4 protein-coding genes and 1 pseudogene are annotated in these 4,413 nt (G+C 76.2%); all 5 read left to right on the forward strand.

Translation table 11 applies throughout. The features are described 5' to 3' along the window. Window positions 1-238, forward strand: a pseudogene (locus AC0CYZ_RS09840) (hypothetical protein); the annotation flags it as partial. 2 nt (window positions 239-240) lie between these two features. Further along, window positions 241-963: a response regulator transcription factor gene (locus AC0CYZ_RS09845; RefSeq protein ID WP_472214727.1), complete on the forward strand. Its 723-nt coding sequence runs from the start codon at window positions 241-243 to the stop codon at window positions 961-963. Window positions 964-1,004: 41 nt separating this feature from the next. Beyond that, window positions 1,005-2,024, forward strand: coding sequence for a Ppx/GppA family phosphatase (locus AC0CYZ_RS09850; protein WP_472214729.1), 1,020 nt, complete (start codon window positions 1,005-1,007; stop codon window positions 2,022-2,024). Further along, window positions 2,021-3,418, forward strand: coding sequence for a hypothetical protein (locus tag AC0CYZ_RS09855; RefSeq protein ID WP_472214731.1), 1,398 nt, complete (start codon window positions 2,021-2,023; stop codon window positions 3,416-3,418). Before AC0CYZ_RS09850 ends, AC0CYZ_RS09855 begins: the two co-directional genes overlap by 4 nt. Window positions 3,419-3,500: 82 nt before the next feature. Continuing rightward, window positions 3,501-4,253 (forward strand): sugar phosphate isomerase/epimerase family protein, encoded by a 753-nt coding sequence (locus tag AC0CYZ_RS09860; RefSeq protein WP_472214732.1) that lies wholly within the window; start codon window positions 3,501-3,503, stop codon window positions 4,251-4,253. Window positions 4,254-4,413 lie beyond the last annotated feature (160 nt).

Raw genomic sequence — 4,413 nt, forward strand, 5'->3', positions numbered from 1 at the left:
CCGGGTCTGGAGCGAGCCCGGCGTCGGCTCCACCTTCACGCTGCGCCTGCCCGAGCCCGCGGACGACCCCGACGACGAGGGCCACGACCCGACGTCGGGAGCGCCGGTCGCGGCCCCGGCGGACGCGGCGCACCGCGTGCCGTACCGCCCGGCCCACCGTGACCACGCGGACCCCGCGTCGTCTCCGCCACCACGCACCCCGACCGCCGTGAGCGTCGGGCCCGACGAGCCGAGGTGACCATGACCCGCGTGCTGATCGTGGAGGACGAGGAGTCCTTCGCGGACCCCCTCGCGTACCTCCTGCGCAAGGAGGGGTTCGAGGCGAGCGTCGCCGGCACCGGCGCCGCCGCCCTGGAGGACTTCGAGCGCCACGGCGCCGACATCGTCCTGCTCGACCTGATGCTGCCCGGGATGAGCGGCACCGACGTGTGCAAGGCCCTGCGCCAGCGCTCCTCGGTGCCGGTGATCATGGTGACGGCCCGGGACGCGGAGATCGACAAGGTCGTGGGGCTCGAGCTCGGCGCGGACGACTACGTCACCAAGCCCTACTCGGCCCGCGAGCTCATCGCCCGGGTGCGCGCCGTGCTGCGCCGCGGCCAGGAGGGCGACGGCAGCGAGTCCGCCGCGACGCCCGTCGGGGACCGCCAGGTGCTCGAGGCGGGACCGGTCCGCATGGACGTCGGCCGCCACGTCGTCACGGTGGAGGGCGCCGCGGGCGCCGACCCGGTCGAGGTCGCCCTGCCGCTCAAGGAGTTCGACCTGCTCGAGTACCTGATGCGCAACGTCGGCCGCGTACTCACCCGCGCCCAGCTCATCGACCGGGTCTGGGGCGCGGACTACGTCGGCGACACCAAGACCCTCGACGTCCACATCAAGCGGCTGCGGGCCAAGCTCGAGCCCGAGCCGTCCCAGCCGCGGCACCTGCTGACGGTCCGCGGGCTCGGCTACAAGCTCGACGCGTGAGCCCCCGACGGGTGACGGAACGCGACGTCTAGGCTGCTGACGTGCGACTCGGGGTCCTCGACGTGGGGTCGAACACCGTCCATCTGCTCGTCGTCGACGCCCACCGCGGCGCGCACCCGACGGCGCAGTCCTCGACGAAGACCTCGCTGCGCCTCGCCGAGCACGTCAGCGAGGGCCTCCTCGAGCGCAAGGGCGCCGACGCGCTGGTCTCCGCGGTCGCCGAGGCCCGCCGCGAGGCCCGGGCGCTCGCCTGCGACGACCTCCTCGCTTTCGCGACCTCCGCGGTGCGGGACGCGACCAACTCCGACGCCGTCCTCGCCCGGGTCCGCGACGAGACCGGCGTCGACCTGCAGGTGCTCACCGGCCCGGACGAGGCCGCGCTGACCTTCCTCGCCGTCCGCCGTTGGTTCGGGTGGTCGGCGGGCCGGCTCCTCTCGCTCGACATCGGCGGCGGCTCCCTGGAGATGGCGGTCGGGCGCGACGAGGCCCCCGACGTCGCGCTCTCGCTGCCCCTCGGCGCCGGCCGGCTGACCCGCGACTGGTTCGCCTCCGACCCGCCCGAGCGCAAGGAGACCCGGGTGCTCGCGGAGTACGTGCACGACACCGTCGCCCCCGCGGCGGCCGCGCTGCTCGAGGGCGGGCCGCCCGACCGCGCCGTCGTGACGTCGAAGACGTTCCGCTCGCTGGCCCGGCTGACCGGGGCGGCCCCGCGCAGCGCCGGACCGCGGGTGCGCCGCCGCCTCACGGCGGCCGGCCTGCGCCAGGTGGTGGCCTTCATCAGTCGGATGAGCTCGACCGACCTCGCCGAGCTGGAGGGCGTCAGCGCCTCCCGGGCCCACCAGCTCGTGGCCGGCGCGATCGTCGCCCGCGCCGCGATGGACACCCTCGGACTCGAGGAGGTCGAGGTCTGCCCGTGGGCTCTGCGTGAAGGCGTGATCCTCGGCCGACTCGACCAGGTGCCGCTGGACCACGGTCCGTTCGCCGCTGACGGGACGTACGCCACCGTCCGTCCCACCGCGACTGGACGACCGGCCCCGGCCACGGCACGGTGGAACGGATGACGGACGGCCCGCCCCGTCGGGGCTCCCAGCGCAGCGTGGCGGAGCTGCTCGCCGCCTACGGCGCCGAGTCGCGGGGTCCCGCACGTCCCGAGGCGGCCCCCGAGCCCGAGGACCCGTACGGCTCCGCGTACGGCGGGCCCTACGGAACCTACGACGCTCCCGAGCCCGAGCGGGGTGGCGACACGCGGGACGCGTACGGCGACCCGCACGGCTCCTCGTCCTACCGGGGCGGGTCCTACGGCGGCTACGCCTCCGATCCCTACGGCGGGGACGGGTACGGCTACGCGGGGGACCAGGGCCGCTACGCGGACACCGGGTACTACGAGTCCGGGCCCTACGGCGACCCCGGATACGGGTCGACGGGCTACGACGACGGGTACCGCGCGGCCGACCCGCCGTCGTACGGCCCATCCTCGTACGGCGCCTACGGCACGTCCCCGTACGAGTCGGGCGCCTACGACCCGCCGTCGCCGGGGTCCTACGGGGCGGGGCCCTACGCGAGCAGCTACAGCGACCTCGACCGCTCCTACCGCGGCCGCGACGCCTACGCCGCCCCGCCGGCCGGGCGCGACGCCTACGCCGCCCCGCCGGCCGGGCGCGACACCTACGCCGACCCGTACGCCCAGGCGCCCACCGCCTACGCCGCGCCGCCGTCCGCGCCGCCGTCGCCGTCCGCGGTGCCACGCCCGGCGGGTCCGCCTCCGGGCTCGGGGCCCCAGCCGACCAGCGCCGGGCCGACCAACGGCGCGCCGTCGGCCCCCGCGTGGGCTTCCGCACCGGCCGGCCCGGCCCCGCTGCCCACCCGCGCGCCGGAGCCGCAGGCGGCCGGCTCGGCCGCCTCGTCGGCGCCGACCGCGGCGACCCCGGCCGTGTCGGCGGCGCCCACGCAGGCGACCCCGGCCACCTCGGCCGCGCAGTCGGCCCCGGCGTCGGCCGCCACACAGGCCACCCGCTCCGTCCCGCGTCCCGACGACGGCGGGCCGCCCACCGCCGCGTCGTCGCTCGCGCGTCCCGAGAGCGCGGGCCCGCGGAACACCCGCGTCGACGGTCCGGCCGGTCTCGGCCCGGACGCCGACCTGGACGACGAGTACGAGGACTACGACGAGGACGAGGACGAGCTCGCCGAGCGCCCCACCGCGAAGGAGTGGGCCGTCATCGCGGCCCAGCTCGTCGTGGGCGCGCTGCTCGGTGCCGTCCTCTGGATCGCCTTCTCCTACCTGTGGCAGTCCCTGCCCGTCGTGGCGCTGGTCCTCGCGGCCGCCGCCACCGGGGGACTGGTGTTCGGGGTCCGCGCGATGCGGCGGTCGGACGACCTGCAGACGATGGTGCTCGCGATCGTCGTCGGCCTGGTCGTGACCGTGTCCCCGGCGGCGTTCGTCCTGCTCGCCCGATGACCGTGGAGTGGTGACCGTCGCAACGCCCGACCCCGGAGCCGCCCCCGTGGCGCTCTCCACCGCTTCGGTGTACCCGGAGCCCATGTCCGCCGCCTTCGACGCGGCCGCCGAGCTCGGCTACGACGGCGTCGAGCTGATGGTCTGGAACGAGCCGGAGTCGCAGCGCCTGCGCACCGTCGCCCGGCACGCCGAGCGCACCGGGATGCCGGTCCTCGCCGTGCACGCACCCTGCCTCGCGATCACCCAGCGCGTGTGGGGCGCCGACCCCGCCGAACGACTGCGCCGCAGCGTCGTGCTCGCCGCCGGACTGGGGGCGCCGACGGTCGTGCTGCACCCGCCGTTCCGCTGGCAGCGCCGCTACGCCGTCGGCCTGCCCCGCCAGATCGACGAGCTCGAGCGGGCGCACGGCGTGCGGATCGCCATGGAGAACATGTTCCCGCTGCGCCGGGGCCGGGTGAAGGTGTCCAGCTACACCCCCGGGCACGACCCGACGGTGCCCGGCGCCCGCAGCTACACCCTCGACCTCTCGCACACCGCCACCGCCGGTGACGACGCGTTCGCGCTCCTCGAGCGCATGGGCGACCGCCTCGTGCACCTCCACCTCGCCGACGGCACCGGCCTGCCGACCGACGAGCACCTCGTCCCGGGGCGCGGCACGCAGCCGTGCGCGGACGTCCTGCAGCGGCTAGCGCTGACGGGCTACGAGGGCACGGTCGTCGTCGAGATCTCGACGCGGCGCTCGCGGACCCGCAACGAGCGGCTCGACGCGCTCGCCGAGTCGCTGCTGTTCGCCCGCCTGCACCTCGGGACACGCTCGCCACGCTCCCGGGCCTGACGGCTCCGACGTCGAGGGGCACGTCCGGCAGGTCTGCGTGCGCGTGGACCTGCCCCGTGTGCTGGTGATCAACGCAGTGGGGAGGGCGGGCTCGCGTCCTCGCGCCGAGGAGCACACCTGGCAGGTCTGCGGGCCTCCAGACCTGCCCCGTGTGCTGATG

The organism is Actinomycetospora sp. (assembly GCF_055612215.1).